General features: G+C 44.9%; 19 protein-coding genes and 1 riboswitch. Of the genes, 7 read left to right on the top strand and 12 right to left on the bottom strand.

Translation table 11 applies throughout. The features are described from left to right. Positions 1-79: 79 nt before the first annotated feature. Entirely contained in the window at positions 80-1,189 is a 1,110-nt protein-coding gene (locus ABEA66_RS02585; RefSeq protein ID WP_345585770.1) for an ABC transporter ATP-binding protein, read from the bottom strand. Between the two features lie 284 nt (positions 1,190-1,473). Between ABEA66_RS02585 and ABEA66_RS02580 the strand changes: the two genes are divergently transcribed. Then, positions 1,474-1,854, top strand: coding sequence for a MerR family transcriptional regulator (locus ABEA66_RS02580; RefSeq protein WP_345585768.1), 381 nt, complete (start codon positions 1,474-1,476; stop codon positions 1,852-1,854). 62 nt (positions 1,855-1,916) lie between these two features. Continuing rightward, positions 1,917-2,678: an SDR family oxidoreductase gene (locus ABEA66_RS02575; RefSeq protein ID WP_345585766.1), complete on the top strand. Its 762-nt coding sequence runs from the start codon at positions 1,917-1,919 to the stop codon at positions 2,676-2,678. Positions 2,679-2,749: 71 nt separating this feature from the next. Here ABEA66_RS02575 and ABEA66_RS02570 read toward each other — a convergent pair whose 3' ends face one another. From ABEA66_RS02570 to ABEA66_RS02535, 8 genes are all read right to left on the bottom strand, one after another. Then, positions 2,750-4,147 (bottom strand): ABC transporter substrate-binding protein, encoded by a 1,398-nt coding sequence (locus ABEA66_RS02570; RefSeq protein WP_345585764.1) that lies wholly within the window; start codon positions 4,145-4,147, stop codon positions 2,750-2,752. A 38-nt stretch (positions 4,148-4,185) separates the two neighbouring features. Continuing rightward, a complete protein-coding gene (locus ABEA66_RS02565) occupies positions 4,186-5,334 on the bottom strand; it encodes a DUF4179 domain-containing protein (RefSeq protein WP_345585762.1) in 1,149 nt (382 codons plus the stop codon). Continuing rightward, positions 5,309-5,917, bottom strand: coding sequence for an RNA polymerase sigma factor (locus tag ABEA66_RS02560; protein WP_377768406.1), 609 nt, complete (start codon positions 5,915-5,917; stop codon positions 5,309-5,311). The genes ABEA66_RS02565 and ABEA66_RS02560 overlap by 26 nt, the downstream gene beginning before the upstream one ends. A gap of 147 nt (positions 5,918-6,064) precedes the next feature. Next, positions 6,065-6,613: a cysteine hydrolase family protein gene (locus ABEA66_RS02555; RefSeq protein WP_079912819.1), complete on the bottom strand. Its 549-nt coding sequence runs from the start codon at positions 6,611-6,613 to the stop codon at positions 6,065-6,067. A 120-nt stretch (positions 6,614-6,733) separates the two neighbouring features. Then, complete coding sequence (locus ABEA66_RS02550; RefSeq protein ID WP_079912820.1) at positions 6,734-7,093, bottom strand: winged helix-turn-helix transcriptional regulator; 360 nt, start codon at positions 7,091-7,093, stop codon at positions 6,734-6,736. Positions 7,094-7,395: 302 nt separating this feature from the next. Next, positions 7,396-8,400: a Gfo/Idh/MocA family protein gene (locus ABEA66_RS02545; RefSeq protein ID WP_345585756.1), complete on the bottom strand. Its 1,005-nt coding sequence runs from the start codon at positions 8,398-8,400 to the stop codon at positions 7,396-7,398. 86 nt (positions 8,401-8,486) lie between these two features. Continuing rightward, entirely contained in the window at positions 8,487-9,575 is a 1,089-nt protein-coding gene (locus ABEA66_RS02540; protein ID WP_079912865.1) for a low temperature requirement protein A, read from the bottom strand. A gap of 204 nt (positions 9,576-9,779) precedes the next feature. Further along, complete coding sequence (locus ABEA66_RS02535) at positions 9,780-11,492, bottom strand: methyl-accepting chemotaxis protein (protein ID WP_179136163.1); 1,713 nt, start codon at positions 11,490-11,492, stop codon at positions 9,780-9,782. Positions 11,493-11,623: 131 nt separating this feature from the next. Continuing rightward, positions 11,624-11,708: riboswitch (cyclic di-GMP riboswitch) on the bottom strand. Between the two features lie 275 nt (positions 11,709-11,983). Between ABEA66_RS02535 and ABEA66_RS02530 the strand changes: the two genes are divergently transcribed. Next, positions 11,984-13,015 carry a BMP family protein gene (locus ABEA66_RS02530; protein WP_345585754.1) on the top strand — a complete coding sequence of 344 codons (1,032 nt, stop codon included), beginning with the start codon at positions 11,984-11,986 and terminating at the stop codon, positions 13,013-13,015. A 563-nt stretch (positions 13,016-13,578) separates the two neighbouring features. Here the strand turns inward: ABEA66_RS02530 and ABEA66_RS02525 are convergent. After that, positions 13,579-14,445, bottom strand: a complete 867-nt coding sequence (locus tag ABEA66_RS02525; protein ID WP_345585752.1) for a stalk domain-containing protein — start codon at positions 14,443-14,445, stop codon at positions 13,579-13,581. A gap of 264 nt (positions 14,446-14,709) precedes the next feature. Between ABEA66_RS02525 and ABEA66_RS02520 the strand changes: the two genes are divergently transcribed. Beyond that, entirely contained in the window at positions 14,710-15,135 is a 426-nt protein-coding gene (locus ABEA66_RS02520) for an exosporium protein C (RefSeq protein ID WP_079912824.1), read from the top strand. Between the two features lie 194 nt (positions 15,136-15,329). Further along, a complete protein-coding gene (locus ABEA66_RS02515; RefSeq protein ID WP_079912825.1) occupies positions 15,330-15,743 on the top strand; it encodes a MerR family transcriptional regulator in 414 nt (137 codons plus the stop codon). Positions 15,744-15,825: 82 nt separating this feature from the next. On the opposite strand, the gene ABEA66_RS02510 is transcribed toward ABEA66_RS02515, so the two are convergent. Together ABEA66_RS02510 and ABEA66_RS36275 are read right to left on the bottom strand one after the other, a co-directional pair. Continuing rightward, positions 15,826-16,758 carry an NAD(P)-dependent oxidoreductase gene (locus tag ABEA66_RS02510; protein ID WP_345585747.1) on the bottom strand — a complete coding sequence of 311 codons (933 nt, stop codon included), beginning with the start codon at positions 16,756-16,758 and terminating at the stop codon, positions 15,826-15,828. Between the two features lie 139 nt (positions 16,759-16,897). Beyond that, complete coding sequence (locus tag ABEA66_RS36275; protein ID WP_377740307.1) at positions 16,898-17,155, bottom strand: serine hydrolase; 258 nt, start codon at positions 17,153-17,155, stop codon at positions 16,898-16,900. Between the two features lie 173 nt (positions 17,156-17,328). On the opposite strand from ABEA66_RS36275, the gene ABEA66_RS02505 reads away from it, so the two are divergent. Continuing rightward, positions 17,329-18,504, top strand: coding sequence for a glycosyltransferase family 4 protein (locus ABEA66_RS02505; RefSeq protein WP_345585745.1), 1,176 nt, complete (start codon positions 17,329-17,331; stop codon positions 18,502-18,504). Further along, entirely contained in the window at positions 18,505-19,521 is a 1,017-nt protein-coding gene (locus ABEA66_RS02500) for a phosphotransferase (RefSeq protein WP_345585743.1), read from the top strand. Positions 19,522-19,663: the final 142 nt, after the last annotated feature.

The raw sequence follows: 19,663 nt of genomic DNA, 5'->3' as shown, positions 1-19,663 counted from the left end.
ATTTTAACAGGCTGCCGATGACTGGCAGCCTGTGTTATTATGCTATCGTACCGCATCATGCCGTGTATGTCATAGTGATTTAGCTTATTCGATCCCCGGTTTCCAAGTGAAAAAACAACGCCTCTGACATATTCGGAGTTACGTACGTTATTTCGTCCTCCTCCAATCGAATCCCAGGGTCAGCACGCACGATGAGCGGCTGCTTCTGGTGAATATCCAAATGCAGGAACCGATCCGCCCCCATTAGCTCGCTGTGCTTGTAGTATGCAGGGATCGCAGTCTGTTCGTCCGCCTCTTTAGCCAATTCCATATGCTCAGGCCGGATTCCAAGTGTTACCGTACGGTTAACCTGTTTGTGTTTGATTAGTAGACTTGCTGCATGCTCGGGAATTTTTAACCAAAATCGTTGGGTGTGGAATTCCAGCTTTCCGGGAATATTTTCAAGAACTCGGCCTTGGATAAAGTTCATTGGCGGCGAGCCGATAAAACTGGCTACAAACATATTGCTCGGTGTGGAATAAATGACTTCCGGCGTATCCACTTGTTGAATGACCCCATCCTTCATGACAGCAATCCGGTCTCCCATCGTCATGGCTTCGATTTGATCATGAGTGACATAAACGAAGGTCGCAGCAAGTGACTTATGAAGCTTAATGATCTCCATACGCATATGTGCACGCAGTTTCGCGTCTAGGTTGGACAACGGCTCATCCATCAGGAATACCTGCGGATTACGGACAATTGCGCGCCCTAAAGCTACACGCTGCCTTTGTCCGCCGGACAGCTGCCCCGGTTTGCGGTCTAAGTACGCGTCTAATTCCAAAATGCGCGCAGCCCGCTTCACGGAAAGATCAATCTCATGTTTCGGCAGCTTGCGCAGCCTCAGTCCAAAAGCGATATTTTCGTAAACGCTCATATTCGGATACAGCGCATAATTTTGAAATACCATTGCAATGTCCCGGTCCTTAGGTGGCAAATGGTTGGCCAGCGTATCCCCGATATAGATCTCGCCCTCGGTGATATCCTCAAGTCCCGCAATCATGCGCAAAACCGTTGATTTCCCGCACCCCGACGGTCCTACCAGCACGAGAAATTCCTTATCTTCAATTTCCATATGGAAGTCCTTTACCGCCGCATGCTTGTCCTTGCTATATTTCTTATATAAATGATTGATCATTATTTTTGCCATTCCATAACCTCCTGAGCCTTCAAAATGCTGCGAATAAGCGAAAAGACTCTGGAAATCAAAAGAAACAAGGCTGTTTTCACGCCTGTTTACTTTTGGGTTTTCTCAGAGTCTCCCACCCAAATGGTACAATGTATTTAGCATACATCAGGTTCATTATCGGAGTGTTATGCACATGTAAAGTAATTTTAAATATAGAGGCAGCTTATTTATTATTGACTTAAACCATGGTTTAAGTCGTATCCTATTCTTGTCGACAATGAAAGAAACCATTTGGAGGCCTTCAAATGAAGTACTATTCCATTAGCGAGGCTTCGGCCAAGCTTAATATTCCGGAATCCACGCTGCGTTATTATGAAAAAAAAGGGCTGCTGCCGCTAATCGAGCGCGATGAAGCCGGCCGGCGGTTATTTTCAGAGGATCAAATATCGCTGCTTGAAACCGTCATTCGTTTGAAAAACACGCACATGCCCATAAGTAGTATCAGGCAGTATATTGATTGGGTAGTTGAGGGAGAAAGCACAACCCAGCTGCGGCTAGAAATGATGATGAAGCACAAGCAGGCCGTGCTGGCTGAAATCTCGCTGATGACGGAGGCCATGGAAGGAATTAACTTTAAAATTGCACGCTATACAAAACGAATGCAGGAAAGAAAAGAAGAATCATAAGGCGAATATCAGACATAATTAAATAATGAATCTAAGAACTTTATGGAGAAGAGGAACTCATAATGAAGCTTTCAGGAAATACAATCCTTATTACAGGCGGAAGCACTGGAATAGGATTAGCTTTTGCCGAACGCTTTATAAAAGCGGGAAATCGTGTTATCGTGTGCGGCCGACGTGAACAGGTGCTTCAAAAGGCGAAAGAACAATTCCCCAGCCTGATTACCCGTGTAATTGATTTGGACATTGAATCCGAACGTTCAGCATTGTTTGATTGGGTTACTGCGAACTATCCGGAAGTGAATGTATTAGTTAACAATGCAGGAATCCAACAACGCTTCAATGTATTAAAAGCAGACGCTAGGAACAATTGGAGTTATTTCAGTAAAGAAATCACAACTAACCTGGAAGCACCTTTCCATCTCTCCATGCTGTTCGCTCCTTTTTTGGCAGCAAAAGAAGAAGCGGCTATCATTAACGTGACATCCGGGTTAGCTTTTACACCATTTGCTATTGCTCCGATTTATTCAGCAACGAAAGCAGCCCTGCATTCCTTTACAATGAGTCTACGACACCAGCTTTCCGACACGTCTGTTGAAGTCATTGAGGTTGCTCCTCCGGCAGTGAATACGGAATTAGGCGGGGCCGGGCTGCATACGCAAGGGGAACCTTTAGATGCATTCGCAGATGGAATTTTCAAGGGGTTGGAAGAGGGCAAGAAGGAAATTGGCTATGGTACTTCGGTAAATCGTTTACGCATGTCGCGAGATGAAATTGACGAATACACAGAAACTATGTATAAAGCCACGAAAGATTCTATCAAATAACTGTACTTACAAAAAGACTAAGGGCTGCCCAGGCAGCCCTTATATATTCTTCTGTGAAGCATGTTAAATCATTACTGTTTTTGCTTGACTGCATTATAGATTTCCTGACCCTTAGTCTGCATTGTGTTTAGCGCTTCATCTATGGACTTCTTTCCGTCAACTACCAGTTGGACCTCGTTTCCCGCCATTTCGTTGAAGGTTGCATAAAACTCCGAAGGTACCTGCTCCCCGGCTTGAAGACCCCGGTTACTCATTTTCAGCATATAAAATGGCTCCAAATCACGGCCATCCCGTTCCTTCACATAAGCGGTTCTTGAAAGAAAGCCGAATTGTTCGGTTTTGGCCAACTGCTTCGCCATTTCGTCGCTGTTAATGTATTTGACAAGCTCCCAGGCTGCTCTCGGGTTGGATGATTTGGCATTGATTGCGAAAATTTCGGATACGTCAATAGTGCTTGAAGCATCGGGATTCTTCGGATCGACCGGCACCGTAACGATATCCCAATTGACAGGATTGACATCCTTCAGTTCCTCCTTAGCCCGCACAATGTTGTTAATCATATAAGGAGATTCCAGAGTCATGGCGACCTTGCCGGTGACGAACAAGTCTCGTTTCAGCCAAGCCTCATTCGAATCGGCCGGATCACTTGTCTTACCGGTATAAACCGCTCCCGACTTTAAAGCATCTGCGGCCAAACCAAGTGCATGCTTCCACCCCTCCGATTGGAGAGTCACCGTCCCTTTAACGGGATCCATATCCTCTAATCCGTGTGTTGTTCCGATGCTGTTCATTAAATAGTAACCAAGAGCCTTATTCTCGCTTACAATCCAATCGGCAGAATTCCTGGCAAATCCGTAGATACGGTCATTCCCATGTCCATCCTTCGGGAATCGTTTGGCCAGCTGAAGCACTTCCTCCCAGCTCATTTTATTGTGCGGGAGCGGCACACCGAATTTCTCAAATAAATCTTTATTGTAGAACAGTGCCTGGCTGTAGAAGGACGGGGCCAAGCCGTAAATGTTACCGCCGCCCTTCGATTTGAGCAGATCCATGACGTTAGGCAAAATGTTTTCCGTATCGAACTTGTCCTGGCGGATAACAGGGTCCAGCTGATAAAGCCTCCCTTGTTCTGCCCATTCTTTAAATCTCTCCGGCGAATGGAATACAAGCACATCCGGCTGTTCGTCATCGATGAGCTTTTGAAAGCCCGGGCCACTCGTATCCTGCATGGAGACAACCTGAACATCTATATTCGGATATTTCACAGAAAACATATTTCCGTACATCTGGAGAAAAGAATTTTTATCGTAATAAGCCACTTTAATACTCGCCTTTTCGTCTTTACCAAGCGGTTTTACCATATTGGAGGACTTTTCTCCTCCCGTCCCGGCTAAGCTGCCGGAATCACATCCCGCCATCATGACGGATAAAACCAATCCGGCGGTTAACCCCAGTCGACCTAATTTCATTACTATCCATCCCTTTTTGAAGATTAGCTAAAGTCTAACTATTCAGCTTTTCTGATCGGTTCGTCATATTCCAAATTGTAGAATTGTCCCTTTGAATTATATTGACCCATCACCGTGGGTGCGCCTGATTTGGTAAAATAAACGACGGCCATCATTTTAGGATCCTTGGCTGCTTGATAGCCTTCCAAATCGATTTTCAATAATTGCTTTGCCTGGACCTTCGCATTTTTCAACAGTTCAGCTTCGGTATATCCCTCTATGGTATCGAAGACGTCAGGGAACTTGTCTATCTTGTCCTGCAGGTCACTTGCATTTACTTTGAGAATTTTGCGAGTTCCCTTTTCCACGGTAACAAATACCGGAAACTTATCGGAAGCGGCAAAATGAAACTCATACGCCTCCTTGCCGTCCTGGACTATCAATAGCGGATTATTCAACGGCCCTTTCTTCAAGCCTTCCAGACCATTGCCGACAAATACGGATTCAGCCGTCTTTAGCGCCTCCAAATCTACTTCCTCATTTGCAAGGCTCTTAACCACTCTGTGCAGCTTGCCGTTCTCCAGCTCGATGAAGGTATTATTGACACGGGTATTCAGATACAAGGCGCCGCTTTTGATAGGTGAATCATCCGGGAGACCGTATTGTACCGAGATCCCCACGGTATCGACTGCGATATTTTGGCCAGGGAATACTTGCTGCAGTGCCGCCTCCATCTCTTTTTTGTAGGAGTCCTTCAAATCGCTCCACTTCACATCCAGATGAACATTTTTAAGCTCTCCTCTTGCATTCAGCATGATTTGACTGTACTCGGACCCGTCCATCTTATACGTCATCCCGGAATCTTCCCCCATGCTCCACGGCTCTGGCTTGCTGAATGTGAAGGCATTGCCTGTGAAATCTCCCACTAGCTTGAGGATGCTGCTCATCAACGGAACATTCTTCAGAGATGCTGCCATTGCCGGCGAAACAAGAGCACTGCTGATGATGCAGACTCCCAATATCGCTGCTGCTGAAGTAACCATGAATGCCTTTCGCATACGATTGCTTTTGTTTGCAATGGATGTCGGCTCCTCGAGCCTGCTCATTATTTTGTCGCTGAAGCTGTTGACAGGCATCTCCATCCTCTGAACGGTGCGTCGGATATGCAGCAAATTCCATGATTCAGGTTCGTTCGGCCACTTCTCCATTGGCTGCACCTCCTTCCTGTATCCTTTGGTTGATTAGTTTTTTTCGAAGCCGCGCGAATCTCTGACGCAGAGTTGCCGGTTTGCAGCCCATAATTTTGCCTATTTCCTCAAAGCTGTATTGTTCAACCACTCGAAGCAGCAAAATATTCCTCTCCTCCCAGTTCAGATGCATCAGCATTTCGTTGACAGCTTGCTCGGTGTAATTAACATACGTTGGAGCCGATAAGGACAGCCGTTCTTTGCAAAGCGATAGGAGACGGTGCCAGCGGCTCTGCTTTCTAATAAGATCCACACAATGAAAGTACGCAATTTTGTAGAGCCATGTGAGCAAGGATGCCTGCTTCTCGTAACGGGACAAATTCTGATACGCCTTTAGAAATATTTCCTGTACCGCATCCTCCGCTCCCTCACGGCTTTTCAGAATACAGTAGCAATAAGTATAAATTTTCTTTTCATATTCGCGAATGATAATGGCATACGCTTGTTTATCGCCTGATACCACCCGTTCTATGGCAGTATCGATCGCTTCTGAATGATGTTCAACCTGTTGTGCCCCGGGGCTTGGTTGTTCCAATGGGTTCACCTCCTGATGTTTGCCGGCATTACTATATTAAACGACCCGTGAAGCCCGAATTGTGACAGGAGTGAAATCTGGGTTAAGGAATTAAAATAGGGAGCAGCCGCCTTAAGCGATCCGCTCCCTTGTATTTAATTGAAATGAGAAAGTCTATTATATCATATCGCGAAGAGTGCCGGTCTCTATGACCTGGGCAAAGGTACCCTGCAAGGAGGCCATAAAGGTATCATGAACGGTTTTTGCAGGAATGACTGTATCATCCCATACTAAATCTTTGGTGGTACAAGCCTCACCGAGCAAGATGACTTCATATCCCAGGCGGTGTGCGGTTCTCACAGTCGAATCAATGCAGATATGGCTCATCATGCCGCAAATGACTAACCGCGTTACATTCATCGAGTCAAGATGATGTTGCAGCTCCGTTTGAAAAAAGCTGTCCGGAGTATGTTTAACAATCACTTTTTCATCCGATAAGGGACGTACTCGTTCATGAATTTGAATCCCTTCGGTACCGGGCAGGAAAAATGAAGCATTCTCCTCCAGTAGAATACACTGAATATGAGTGACTGGCAAACTCTTCGCCCGGAACAACGACAAGGCTTCTTGTGCATGGGTTACCGCTTTATCGGTATTGAATAACTCGTTTCTGCCTCCTTGGAAATAATCATTCTGAATGTCTACTATAAGTAACGCTGTATTCATGGTTCACGGCTCCTTTACCTGTAGTTAAATTTGGTTCTGAAAAGTATTATAGTATCGGTAAGGTGAACCGTGAATTACCCACTTTTTTGTGGGTATGGATTTTGCCATGGATACAATTTCTTAATAGCTGATGCCTTTGCGGTCAAGAAGCTCGGTTTGCCCCAGCTCCACCATGTATTCAATGCCTATCTCCTGCATAATCAATACCGCATCCAACAGCTTTCTTCCGCGGTCCGTCAGATAATATTCAACATGCAGCGGATAGCCTTCCGTTTTGATTTTATCAACGATCCCGCAGGATTGAAGCTCTCTTAAATGCTGTAGCAGCATCTTCTGGGTAATCTGGTCAATATCCCGCTCCAGTTGAGCTAAGGACAAGCTCCCGCTTCTCAATTGAAAGACGATCATCGTCTTCCACTTGCCTTTGATAATGTCATGAACAATCTCTAGCGGACAGGAACATTTCTCTCGAATGATCATAGAACTCACCTCTGTTTAACTAACTTACGTTTTTTACTAGCCGATAGGGAACCCAGCTTCCGTTAGAAACGAAAACCGATTTAAAAACAATATCCTTTCTTCCGTCTACTTGGTTATAGTCGATAACCTGATAGCCAATTCCTAAATAGATGGATGTTCCTCCATCTTTGTATACCTGTGTCTTGATTGCAAAAAGCGGCGGTCTATCGTTTAATGCCCTATTGTAATCAACCATGAAAAGGATGGGCAGTAAGAGCAGAAACAGGGAAATAACCAACAGAAGCAGCTTCTTATTTCTAGGCTTATTCAAAATGAACGACTCGTTTCTCATCGGCCGATACGAGCGCTCGCAGGCACGCTTCCGTCACGTAAAAGGAATCTTCGGCGCTGACCAGACAGCGCCCTTCTCCATTAATTTGCCGCACGAAGTCGGCAAATATTTCGCGCTTGGGCACCAGCGGCAGCTCCTGCACGCCGATTTGCCGCTCATTGATCAGCAATACCTGCTGATCCCGGACCTCGAGCACGCCGGCGGTTCCGGCGATGCGAATCCGGTCGTCGCCGTGCGACGGCGCTTCGTTCGGCCGCAAGTAGTCGATGCTGACCGAGGCGGCGGCTCCGCCGGACATCGTAAATTGGCACTGTGCCGTGAGCTCCAGCTCGCCGTGCCCTTCATTAAATAAGGTGGAATGAGTCGCATACACCGTTTCAAACCTTTGGCCGCTGTACCAGTGGACCCAATCAATAGCATGGCTGCCGACCCAGGGAATCGTGCCTCCATAGGTATGCCGCTTCGTAAAAGGCTCGCCCCGGCGGCCGAGCCGGTATGACTTCTGCGCTTGCAGCAGCCGCACTTCACCCAACGCGCCGCCGCTAACGGCATGCCATGCCGTCAAAAAAGCCGGATGATATCGAATGCCTAGCATCGCGGCAAGATGTACGCCTTTGTCCTTTGCAGCTGCATAAACCTCACGCAGCATAGCCAAGTCGTCCAGATTCGTCGCGATTGGCTTTTCGACAAACACATGGATGCCTCGCCGCAGCGCCTCCGCTGTAATTCGGGCGTGGTCGTGAAAATAACACGCGACTGCAATTATATCCGGCTCGACATCATCCAACAGCTTCATGTAATCCGCATAAACGACGGGCGAATGGCCCTCCTTCTGTGCCGTATGAATGACCTTGTCCATCGTCTCTCCTGCGGACCCGACCGATACGGCGGCCAGCGTGACGTCCGGCAGCTCGCGCAGCCCGCCGAACACATAATTAATGTGCCCGGTTGCACCGATTATCGCGACTTTCATCATTGACACCTCTATTCATATTTTGTAACGGCAATTGCGTCGTAGTTGTTAGAAAGCTAATGTGTCCCGTTGGCCCGACGTTTTTTAACTCAAGTCGTTAATTTAGCATAGACCGCAAAGAAGATCATCAATTCTCCAATGATGACGGTATTGGGCATTAGGAATAACCAATCCGCCGCAAAAAATACGCCTAGCATTCCTAAGAATAAGACCAAATGAGAGATCCGCAATCTTTGATGGACATGTCTATATCTGTGGAAGACCAGCGAGGTCGAAAAGAAGTAGAGCAATACCGATCCAAAAATAAAACATAACATATATTTATAATGCAGCTGTTCCAAAAATAACAATTGGATCGAAGCAGCGATCATGCACAGGGATGAATAAATAAACAAATGGCCATAAATGATCGTTTGCCCGGCCGTCTCCAGCGTCTTGTCCACCTTTTTCTCGACATTGTCAAAATACTGCCACCACATCGCGATAATAAATAGAAACGTGAGCAATGCAAATAAAATCGTCTGCCACGTCCAATGGCTCGACTGCAATACGGAAAGGATGCTGACAACCGATTCGCCTAGAAGAATGAGTGTAAACAAGGAGAAGCGTTCTAATAAATGATGCGTATGGATCGGGCTTTTGACCAAGTACTTCCGACCGATTAAGGGGAGTAACATATCTACAGCAATTCCCGCATACAAAACGGCATAACGAATCCACGAGTCAAAGAATAATGATAAAGCGGAGATCACCAAGCCTACCCAGAAGCTGCTTCCCAAATAACGGGCCGTGGTCCTTCGGCCGGCTTCCTCTTTCTTATGCACCAAAAGATATTGGATGGCGGTCATAGCTCTTAAACCCACATAGCCTATTAAAAATGGAACGTAGTATTGGTCAAAATCGACCGACAAGCTGGCCGTCATGATCAATACAAAAAATAATTGCAGGATCAGCATGATTCGGTGGGAAAAGATATCTTGTCCGAACCGGTTGACAAAGAGCGACTGCCCTACCCATGCCCACCAGATTGGAACGAAGATGAGGAAGAATTTCGTAAAGTATTCTGCCGGAATGGAGCCGGCTTCGGTATGCAGCAAGACATGACCTGCCTTGGAAACGGCTGCTACAAAAAGTAAATCATAAAACAGCTCCAGCCAGGTCACCTTTTTATCGGCGATCGCTGTATGAAGCTGGTACCCCTTGGTATGTTCCTTCATTATTATACTCCTTTGCTTTTGTGTGTGCTGAGCCCTCCATCGTATAGATTTGTCTGCTACCCCTATCTTAAATGATGCAGCCGATTATGAATAGGATAATATGCAAAAACCGCTGCCGGTTAGAACCAACAGCGGTTTGATATGATTTCCCTCGGCTGGGGGCAATTAGCTCTTAAAGCGCAAAGTCATCTCGTGCAGCTCTTGAGCCATCCGTGTCAATGCATTCACGGATTCCGAAATTTCTTCCATTGTAGCCAGCTGCTGCTCTGAGGCGGCCGCTACACTTTCCGTCTTCGAGAAGGCGGCTTCTGTAATGCTGCTCATATCATGGAGAGAAGCGGTAATCTCCTCGGTGCCTGCCGACATTTGCTCCGATGCCGCAGAGACCTCCTGCATCTGATAAGCGACCTGCTGCACCGCATTCATAATGTTGCGGAAAGCTTCTCCCGCCTCCTGCATGATCACGGTTCCATGCTCTACTTCTTTGCTGCCTTTCTCCATGGCGATCACCGCAGAACGGGTTTCACCTTGAATTTGCTGAATAATCTCCGCGATCTGCTCCGCCGATTGCCGCGACTGCTCCGCCAGCTTCCGAACCTCGTCGGCTACGACGACAAAGCCTCTTCCGTGTTCGCCCGCTCGCGCAGCTTCAATGGCGGCATTCAACGCAAGCAGATTGGTTTGCATCGAAATATCAGTAATAACATCGACAATTTGACCGATTTCATCGGAACGTTTCCCCAGTTGATTAACCACCTTGGCTGAATCGCTCACGGATTCCCGGATCATATCCATTTGGGACATGGCTTTCTGGATCGAAATGTTGCCTTCCTCAGCTTCCTTGGAAGCTTCCATGGACATGGCGGATACGTTGCCCGAAAATTCTGCAATCCGATTAATGCCGGTCGCCATCTCTTCCATTGCTCTTACGCTCTCGGTAGTACTCTGCATCTGCTGATCTGCGCCTCCGGCAATGTCCTGAATGGCCGCAACGACATGATGGGTGGTTTGGGCGGATTGCTCCGAGCTCGCTGCTAATTGCTCCGAGCTTGCAGACAAGTTCTGAGATTCATAGACGATCTTCGCAATGATTTCTCTAAGGCTCGCGATCATTCCGTTGAAATCCTTCGAAAGAAGACCGATTTCGTCTTTGGATTGGTATGTAGCGTTAACCGTTAAGTCCCCGTCCTGCGCTTTAGCCATCAATTGCTGGATACTGCGGACCGGTCTGGTGATCATATTAGCAACGCCATACCCGATCAAGGAGCAAAGAACAACGGCAAGCACTGTAACAACAATGATGATGGAAGTTGCCACCTTGGAGCTTTCAATACTTTTATCGTAAAAGATTTTGGCATCCTCTTCATTGTACTTAACAACGTTCTCCAGGCTTTGAATCATCTCCGCACGGATCGGCTTGAACGAATTTACATATTCCTTATGCGCCGCTTCTTTTTGGTTGGCAACGGCCAATTCATCTACTTTTTTCTTGGCATCGTTGTTTTTAGGGATTAAATCGACGAAGTGCTGGTACTGCTCCTGTGCTCTCGGGGACAACGTGATTTGTTCGAGATTTTTTCGTATAGCCTGATTTTTATCGCGGGTTTGAGTAATTTGCTGTTGAATTTGTTTAATAATCGCTTCATCTTTCGCCAGCAGCAATTCAAGCTGCAAGGAATCCATTTGCGAATTACCGAACAGAAGCCCTTCAACAAGACTATTCGGGATCAAGGTTTCTTCGTACATAACGCGGGCATTGTTAGCCATCTTGTCCATGACGAAATAGCCTGTAATGCCGATAATGAGCAGGAACACGATGGAAAGCCCCAGCATTCCGCCTATTTTCGTTTTGATTCGCAAGTTCTGGATAAACTTCATGATCCAAGCATCCCCCATTGAAATATTTGTGTAATGAGACACTAAACGCTTTATCACTTTAAAGAACTCAAACATTTTGACAAGGCAAAAAAAGTCCATCCCCAAAAAAAGGGATGGACTTCCCCCCATTTTTCGGTGGCCCGGCTGCCGTAGATCAAAATCCTTAGGCCCGAAGCTTTGCGTCCCCCTCTTTCGAGAAGTTTGCCTTTTTCGTGATATGGGTATATCGTTTGGCCAAAGTATAATATAGCGTTTTGAAAAATACAAGACCTCTTTACTAAAACTAAATACTTACTTTACGTACCGAAATGTCGAATTTTAGGATAATCGTCATGGTTGTCCTAGGGAAAATAGGCCTGCAAATGACGTTTTTCCGCGAAAATTGTTTCACCTCCTCTATTTCTTTTCGGCATAATTTGACAAAAAATGAAGTCTAGTTTATTCTCTGATTTGTCCGGACAAAACTACTTTTTGGAAACGAGGGGTACATCTTGAAAAAACTTCTTTCGAAATTGGCTTTGTCGAGCTTGGCTATGGCACTTGTATTTACATCCGGTTTAGCTACTGCAGAAGCTAGCAAGGACCCGTCTCACACCAATAATAAAAAGGCTAAAGTCGCCCTATTGATTCCAGGTTCATCCAAGGATGGCGGTTTTATGGAATCTGCTTACCGCGGATTGGTAAAGGCAGAAGAGGATTTCAGAATCAAAGCGACCTACGTGGAAAATATCCCGCATGATACCGCACAAATCGCGGATGCATTGCGTCAATTGGCTAAGAAAAATCCGGATATGATCATTGCTCATGCAGGGCAAAGCTCGGAAGCAGTGAAGCTCGTAGCCAAGGAATATCCAAAAATAAAATTTGTGAATACACAAACGAATTTGACCGGCAACAACCTGTCCAGCTATCAAGTTAAGCAAGAAGAATCCGCATGGCTGGCGGGCGCAGCAGCAGGACTTTTGACTAAAACCAACGTAGTTTCCCATATTTCCGGCGCACGCGTAGGTCCCGGCCTAGCGGGACGCGCGGCCTTTGCCGACGGTGTGAAATACACGAATCCTAACGCAACGCTCCTTACCACGTTTACAGGCAATCAGGAAGATGCTGACCTAGCGAAAAGAGTTGCACAAGCCCAAATTAACGCGGGTTCGGATATGATCTTCACCATGCTGAACATGGCCCGTAACGGCGTTACCGAAGCGGCACGCGAGAACGGCGTATACCAATTCGCTAACGTTCGCGATTATTATGCCGATGCACCTGATGTTTTCATTGGATCTGCGATTTCGGATGCAAGCCTGACTGTATACGGAGCAATTAAAGATTTGACGGAAGGCACATGGAAGCCGAATACGGTGAAAAAAATCGGGCTTGAGAATCCGGATGCCGTTCGTCTTGCCCTGTCACCTATTGTTCCACAAGATGTGAAGGACAAAATTGCAGCTTTCGCCGATAAAATCAAATCTGGTGAAATTGTGATTCCTACCGAATACACCGGTCCTGAATTTACAAATTATTAAGCCTGCGTTCGGATAACGATACGTTAGGTTTGTACCAAGAGCATTTCTTTACTCTCGAGAGGGGGTAGAGAAGTGCTTTTCTTTACTCAATGTATTAAGACGAGCGAAGAAGGAAGATTCTAATTTCACTACCGAATTGTCATCAGCTTCTGGAAGAAATATACTAATAATGAGGTTCGAAGAATAGTAGAAAAGAGGCATCGCAAACAAGATTCACAATGCAGGTGACAGGGGGATTATATGGAGACTGCAAATGTTTTTACCAATTTCAGACCGATCTATCTATTGTTGATCATTGTTCTAATTGTCTCCGTGTTAGTGATGCTCTTCCAGAAGAAGCACTATCCATTAGTGAATGGATTTACCATCAGCCTTATCCTATGTATTTGTCTAATAGTATCCGGTTTTATGACTTATCAAATAGGAATTCTCTCCGATGCATTATCCATGGGCGGCGACCCTGTTTCTTTTATTATGTTTATTATCGTTGCGATTTTGTCGGTAATTAGTTTGCTGGTGTACCTTGGTAAAAGCAAATGATTCTACTTGGTTATGTTTCAAGCTCAATTAGGCAAGCTCGTTTTCTTAAATGAAATATTATTCATTGTAAACCCTTCATCTTTAAACGAATATTCGATTACAATATCCCCTATAGATTTCAAATAATCTCCTTCGACTCCAACAGCTGCTTTTATTGTATTATTGGACATTTCATATTGAATAAAATTTTCATATCTAATTTCAGAAATGTTAGCCGGGAACAGTTGGGAATATTCATAAGGGACATCCTTTACATTTATTTTGGAAATCGCATCACCTATTTGTATCTCAACTTCAGTATCAGATATGATTCTTGTTGTGACATTGTTTTTAACGATATCTAGTGGATTTTCTATATTATATTCCGTAAAGTTTTCAGGATTAATAATATGAATAGCTTCATTAGAGTAGCCTGTGCCATGACCTTGACTTAAAATAATAACCAACTCTTTCTTTTGATCATTATTCAAATCCAAATAAGACAATTGCGGTAAATCTTCTATCATAGCAATGGTGTCCCAATTGAAAACTTTTTTAACACCTTTGATACTTAATATTAGATCTTTATACAAGTTATCAGCTTTATTTAAAGCGTACAGGTACGTTTCTTCCTCTGGAATAGAAGCAATCATTTTGATGTCGGCATTAATATCTACAGCATGTCTTTGGTCATCCCAACTTACTTTGGCACCTAGAGATTCAGCAATGGACCTAACTGGTACATACACACGACCATCTATGAATTGGGGATTCCAATCTGTCTTTTCTTTACCATTAAGATAAATAAGTATTTTTTGTTCCCATGCGTTAATGTCTTGAATCCCAAAACTCGACAAACCTATTATCAAAAGCGATAAGGAAACAATTAGCTTTGTTTTTTTTAATACCATTCTAATTCCCCTTGTTGTAAGTACTTCTTAGTTTCTGAGTCTTATTATACCCTATGTCATTGGTAACCCATATAATGGAAAATGAAAATTCGCGATATATCTACGTGGAGCTCTTTAAAGAGGCTTCATTTTTTTATTTCAAACCCGTCTGTTACCAGCATGAGTGGAGATTTCCAAAAAGATGCTTCTATTAAATGTTTGTCCAATCATTTTACTAATCTCTTACATATCTTGATGTATCAAAAAAAAGAGGAGCTGATATTTTTGGTACGTATTCTTGATAAAGCAGCCGTCCAGCCGCTTAGTAAATTCAATCCGGCCAGATCGTTCACTATTCGGCGTTCCCCCCAAAAATCCGGCATAGCATCGATCCCTATACGGATTCCAGCGAATTCTCAACCGAATCGGGTGGACTTGGTAGCTTCCATTGGTGTCAGAGGTATCAAAGGCATTGCGCAGATTCGTTTTAGAGTCTTCCGCGATAACACAGAAATTTTCAACACACAGCAAGGCATCGAATCTACGGGTTCGGAACAAAATTATATCGTTACCTTCCAGGCTGAAGATAGAAATGTAAAAGCAGGTGCCCATGCTTACACAGTCACGGCAGAAAATCTTACTGCAAATACAAGAGTGGATGTTGTAGGGCCTATATCGTTTAGTGGATTAGCTGTTAAAACCAGAAATTAACAGCGCCTCTATGCCTGAAAGATGCTTACAAAAGCATCAGTAATAGATTTTCTAAGTGAGAAAAAGCAGCTCGTTCCGCAAGGGAGTGGGCTGCTTCTTTTTTTGAAAATGATTTTCCCGCTTCGCTCAATGCTTGGAAGTAATGGAAGGTACCTATATAATAGAAATAACATCTTTATGAAAGGGGCTATCCGATGAAAATAAGCCAGCTTTCGAAAGCAACCGGCGTCAGCGCCCGTTCTATCCGGTATTACGAAAAGCAAAAGCTGCTGACCGCAAAGCGTTTAGATAATGATTATCGGGAATTTGACGAGGCAGACATCAAGCGAATCAAAACGATACAAATTTATTTAGAACTCGGTATGTCAACGAAGGAAATTCTTGAAATTTTAAAGTGCCATGAAGATTTAGATGCCTATGATAGTGATGAGTTCTGTGAGGAAATGCTCGGGGCCTATGAGGAAAAACATGCGGAGATCGTCCAACAAATTCAAACGATGACTATGGTACAACGCAAACTCGAACAACGTATAGAAAAAATGAGAGGCCAGAAAGCGATGATAAGCACAGCGATCGCTTCCGCCGAACAATCAAGCCAAACTCTATGAGCGGAAAAGGGTATAGAAAAGGTCAGCTCTATGGTCTAGAACTGACCTTTCTGTACCATTCCGACAAGCTGCTGGCAATCGCTTAAACCGAAACGGGTTTCTGGATAAGCTCAACTAGCCTCGAAAGTCCATCGGTACCGTAGCCTTCTGCAACCCCCCGATTGATCAATTCTTGAATCGGTGTCATCAGCTCCGTACTCACGCCCTGCTCTCGACACGCGTCAATGAAATTAATAAATCCCGCCTGGTTGACATAAAGGCTGGACACGTTCGTTAGGTGATCACCTTCATCAACCGACTTCGCCAACAGAGGCAGAGAGGCCGACATTGCCTGAAGCCAGGGAATCACAATGGACGTGAACGCTTCCGCTTTGATCTGCTCCGAACGGACCATGGCAACTCCATGGAAGAACCCCCCGAACATCCCATACATGGCACTTAGCAGTGCTAAGTCGTATAGGGCCGCCAACCCGGGGTCATCGCTAAGATAATTCGCGGCCCCTAGACATTGTAGCGTCGGCTGATAGGTTTGGAAAACCTTTTCCGAACCGCTATACAGCACAAGTGCGCCGGAGGTTCCGATCATCTGCGGGACAGCCATGATCCCGCCGTCCAAATATTCGGCACCCCGGCTGGTTACCCAAGAGTCTGTTTGACGGGCTTGTGCCGGAGTCCCGTTTGTGAGGTTTACGATCGCCCGGCCGGCCAATAACTCACCCGCCTCCTCAAGGATCTCATGTACGGCTCCGTAATCCATTACGCAGATCACCACAATCGGGCTCACTGTAATCGCTTCTTTCACTGAACTCGCTATCCTCGCCCCCTGCTTCATAAGTGCGTCAGCCTTGCCTGGCGTGCGATTCCAGACGGTCGTCTGATGTCCTTCATTCAGGAGCGTTTGGGCTAGAGCTGAACCCATCATGCCTAAACCGATGACACTCACCGATGGGAGATTAACTCCCGCTGTGCCAGAATCATAGCTTGCTGCAGTCTCACTTCGATCATTTTCTTTCATTCGGATATCTCATCTCCTTTCCCCCGTATCATAAAACATTGACACTGTGTCAATGTCAACTTAACTTTTGGGTGAAATTTATGTGGAATAAACGTTATGCTAAAATGCCCTTCATCAACGTTTTATATTTTTGTTCGTATTACCACGGATTGGAATTACTCTGACGATCAAATCGTTTCAACAAGATTGCTGCGGCTGTAAATTGTTTACTAACAGATCCGATACGGAATTTTGTCTCCACTTGATTTGGTATTAAATGTTCTCGATTAGCCAATCCCCATCCTCTACATATTAGGCATTTACCTGATTGGGCTATGAGAATAGTTCCACAGAAACCATCTACACTTACCTGTCCTTCGATGTATGCCTCGAGTCTATCAAGTACGTATTTTTCCACTAGTTCCCCTTCTTTTTATGGTATTGGGATTCTACTATGTACTAATCACTATTTGTCAACATCGTCCAAACACTTTTTCGTTGTCTACATAAATTATGCGTAAGCAGTTTTAGCTAAATATATGCGAAAGCCCATTTTACAAGCTCGCGCATTTATAGATGTGGACATATTTTTTGCTTGAAGTTCAAAAGGAAGAACGAATCAAAACGTTGGAAAGGATGGTTGCTGATATGGGAGGATTCCGTTCTCCTTACATTTGGGTGATGACAACGGAGTTTAGTCCACTAATCATCGGTGGTCTTGGAACTGTTGCTACCAACCTATCACAAGCGATGGGTAGAAAAAACATGGAGATGATCGTGTGGAATCAAGGTTCTGGCAAGCAAGTAACGTACACCCGGCAGAACGGATTGCTCGTAATTGGTGTTCCCCGAACTGCACTTTATTTTGACAGCAGCAAGCGTTCTTACAAAATCGGTTCTTTAAGACGGGCGGCCTCAAAATATATTAGGAGAAAACCGGATGTTATTCATGTGCATAGTTTGGAATATGCTAGGGAAGCATTGTTTTACAAGAAAAAGTATCGGATTCCCATTGTGTACACTTGCCACTCTTTAGTTGAATCAGGACAGAGATGGGAAAAAATCTTAAGGGAAATTATTCTAGGTGCCGATCGGGTCATTGCTCCAAGTAAATGGTTGCGGGCTAACATTGTGAAGAGATATCCAAAAGCTTCATCAAAGACAATAGTAGTCCCCCATGGAATAACGCCTTCCTCCCATGCATCAAAGGCACCTTGGCATAAGATTCTCTACGTCGGAAGAATGATTTCGTCCAAAGGGGTTACCTCCTTAGTAGAGGCTACGGGTATGTTGGCGCGTAAGCGTAGTAAGCTCAGTTTAACGATCATCGGCAAAGGCTCTAGCAAATATCGAAATAGACTTGCTGCCATCGCACGACGTAAAGGATTTGCATCGAAAGTCCGATTTTCGGGCTTCATTCCTCCACATAAAATAAAACATAAATATGCATCCTTCGGTATAGTCGTCGTACCAAGCATTCAGGGGGAATCATTTTGTCTTACAGCACTTGAGGCGATGGCTTATGGCAACCCCCTTGTTTCCACCCGAGCCGGCGGTTTGAAGGAATTTGTCAATCATCGAAACTCACAAATTATTCCATACGTTACTAGTAAAGCCATCGCAACATCGATCGAGCAAGTCTTGACAAACCCAGCGAAAACAAAGTGGAGAATACGAAACGCCAAGCTCATGGCGCGGCGCTATCGGTGGCCTGATATAGCCGAGCGATACAAAAAATTATTTGTACGCCTAAAAAGGAGGAAGTAAATGGGTAACAACTACACTCCTGAAGCAGCTGCATTGCTTACCAAGTTTAAGGTAAAGGCCAAACGAATAGACTATGTCCAAAAAGGGGTTTATAAAGTTGTCTTGATCGATGGCAGTATGCATTGCTTAAAGCGTATGCCCTGCCCGGTGACTCGTCTGCATTGGATGGATAGAGCACTCCTTAGAATTAGGAAAAAGGGGTTTCCTAAAATCGCCTGGCGAAGGCCACTGACGCGGGAAGGGAAACGATTATTCGTAAAAACACATTCTAGAACCAATTATATACTCACCCCATGGATACAAGGAAGATGGCCTAACCCTCGTTCAAGTAAAGATATGCGCGCATGCGGAATTGCCTTAGCGAAATTTCATAATGCGGGCCGGAGCGCTGATTTTTTGAAAGCCGGTTCTTCTAACATGTTGGGAAGCTGGCCAAGAATGATTCGGGGACAACACCTTTTCTTGAAAAAGCATGTAACTACTGCCTATAAAAACGGGTACCACAGGCGTATGGATAATCTTCTTAAGCAGCATGGACATGAAATTTTGGGCTATTCTAAAGCAGCATCTCAGAGTTTACTCAAGTCTAAGTATAAGGCAATTTGCAGTGGAAGCCGAAATAGGGCTACCTTGTGTCATGGAGATGGTGGACCGACTAATTTTATATTAAATAGTACGGGAACTCATCTGATCGATTTTGAAACCCTTCGAGTCGACTTACGCGCTTACGATTTATACAGGGTCCTGTATAATTCGTGTAAGGATCATAAATGGAATTTTGCGATCGCTCGTTCCATCCTCGATGGATATCAGTCGGTTACCAAGCTCAAAAAAGAAGATTTTGCTCTTTTGAAGGTCTGGCTGCGTTTTCCTCGAACGATGTACCTTTTGCTCAGGAAATTTAATCATAGAAGTTTAAAAGATAAAACAACTTCGGAGAAAGAATTCCTGCAAGTTCTTCAGGACGAAAGGAGAATTACCTCCTTTATCAGGCATTTGGACAAATATGCGAGATAACTGTTCCAGCTTACAAGGCTCGCTCAAGCACAGCACCCATGCTGTCGCGTAATCCGCCGTCCGTTCCGAAGCGGTTGGAAACCAGTCTGTATCAAATATCACTGACTTCAAATTTTCATTACTATACAATGGAACGATGATA

It is taken from the genome of Paenibacillus vulneris (assembly GCF_039543185.1).
GTDB lineage: Bacteria > Bacillota > Bacilli > Paenibacillales > NBRC-103111 > Paenibacillus_S > Paenibacillus_S vulneris.
The sequence above is the reverse complement of the archived record's forward strand: the minus strand, read 5'-3'. Positions and strand labels throughout refer to the sequence as shown.

What these genes read in the sequence shown, in the direction of transcription:
- ABEA66_RS02585 (WP_345585770.1), bottom strand. Translation starts at nt 1,189, where the DNA reads ATGGCAAAAATAATGATCAATCATTTATATAAGAAATATAGCAAGGAC.
- ABEA66_RS02580 (WP_345585768.1), top strand. Translation starts at nt 1,474, where the DNA reads ATGAAGTACTATTCCATTAGCGAGGCTTCGGCCAAGCTTAATATTCCG.
- ABEA66_RS02575 (WP_345585766.1), top strand. Translation starts at nt 1,917, where the DNA reads ATGAAGCTTTCAGGAAATACAATCCTTATTACAGGCGGAAGCACTGGA.
- ABEA66_RS02570 (WP_345585764.1), bottom strand. Translation starts at nt 4,147, where the DNA reads ATGAAATTAGGTCGACTGGGGTTAACCGCCGGATTGGTTTTATCCGTC.
- ABEA66_RS02565 (WP_345585762.1), bottom strand. Translation starts at nt 5,334, where the DNA reads ATGGAGAAGTGGCCGAACGAACCTGAATCATGGAATTTGCTGCATATC.
- ABEA66_RS02555 (WP_079912819.1), bottom strand. Translation starts at nt 6,613, where the DNA reads ATGAATACAGCGTTACTTATAGTAGACATTCAGAATGATTATTTCCAA.
- ABEA66_RS02550 (WP_079912820.1), bottom strand. Translation starts at nt 7,093, where the DNA reads ATGATCATTCGAGAGAAATGTTCCTGTCCGCTAGAGATTGTTCATGAC.
- ABEA66_RS02545 (WP_345585756.1), bottom strand. Translation starts at nt 8,400, where the DNA reads ATGATGAAAGTCGCGATAATCGGTGCAACCGGGCACATTAATTATGTG.
- ABEA66_RS02535 (WP_179136163.1), bottom strand. Translation starts at nt 11,492, where the DNA reads ATGAAGTTTATCCAGAACTTGCGAATCAAAACGAAAATAGGCGGAATG.
- ABEA66_RS02525 (WP_345585752.1), bottom strand. Translation starts at nt 14,445, where the DNA reads ATGGTATTAAAAAAAACAAAGCTAATTGTTTCCTTATCGCTTTTGATA.
- ABEA66_RS02515 (WP_079912825.1), top strand. Translation starts at nt 15,330, where the DNA reads ATGAAAATAAGCCAGCTTTCGAAAGCAACCGGCGTCAGCGCCCGTTCT.
- ABEA66_RS02510 (WP_345585747.1), bottom strand. Translation starts at nt 16,758, where the DNA reads ATGAAAGAAAATGATCGAAGTGAGACTGCAGCAAGCTATGATTCTGGC.
- ABEA66_RS02500 (WP_345585743.1), top strand. Translation starts at nt 18,505, where the DNA reads ATGGGTAACAACTACACTCCTGAAGCAGCTGCATTGCTTACCAAGTTT.